We start from the raw sequence: 748 nt of genomic DNA, 5'->3' as shown, positions 1-748 counted from the left end.
TGGTGACTCAATAAAACGTTGTGCTCATTGCTGTTAGCAAGGAGTTTTAAATAGGGGCTGGGCAGACTGGATTAGAACCAGGGAATGCCGATATCAACAGCCGGTGCCTAACCGATTGGTGATGGCGCAACAATGATGTCAATTANGACANNGAAATAATGGTGCGGTCGGAGAGACTTGAACTCTCACACCTCTCGGCGCCAGAACCTAAATCTGGTGCGTCTACCAATTCCGCCACGACCGCAGCAAATCTTTATAGTTATACTGAGTATTGGTGACTCAATAAAACGTTGTGCTCATTGCTGTTAGCAAGGAGTTTTAAATAGTGGCTGGGCTACCTGGATTCGAACCAGGGAATGCCGGCATCAAAAGCCGGTGCCTTACCGCTTGGCGATAGCCCAACAATGACATCAATTAAGACATCTAAATAATGGTGCGGTCGGAGAGACTTGAACTCTCACACCTCTCGGCGCCAGAACCTAAATCTGGTGCGTCTACCAATTCCGCCACGACCGCAGCAAATCTTTATAGTCATATTGAATATTGGTGATTCAATATGACGTTACATAAGTGGTGGCTACTGCGGGATTTGAGCCTGCGACCCCATCATTATGAGTGATGTGCTCGAACCAGCTGAGCTAAGTAGCCAATTATGAATCTAGTAGAATGTCGATTTGTGCTCTAAAGACAGAGAAATAATGATGCGGTCGGAGAGACTTGAACTCTCACACCTCTCGGCGCCAGAACC

3 tRNA genes are annotated in these 748 nt (G+C 47.0%); all 3 read right to left on the bottom strand.

What is annotated here, in order from left to right:
• Nucleotides 1-159: 159 nt before the first annotated feature.
• Nucleotides 160-244: transfer RNA gene (locus A3712_RS23040), tRNA-Leu, on the bottom strand.
• A gap of 82 nt (nt 245-326) precedes the next feature.
• Nucleotides 327-401 (bottom strand) — tRNA-Gln (locus A3712_RS23035).
• A gap of 30 nt (nt 402-431) precedes the next feature.
• Nucleotides 432-516, bottom strand: a tRNA-Leu gene (locus A3712_RS23030).
• Nucleotides 517-748 lie beyond the last annotated feature (232 nt).

It is taken from the genome of Vibrio sp. HI00D65, assembly GCF_001635455.1.
Taxonomy (GTDB): Bacteria; Pseudomonadota; Gammaproteobacteria; order Enterobacterales; family Vibrionaceae; genus Vibrio.
This window is presented reverse-complemented; position numbering and strand designations above follow the sequence as displayed.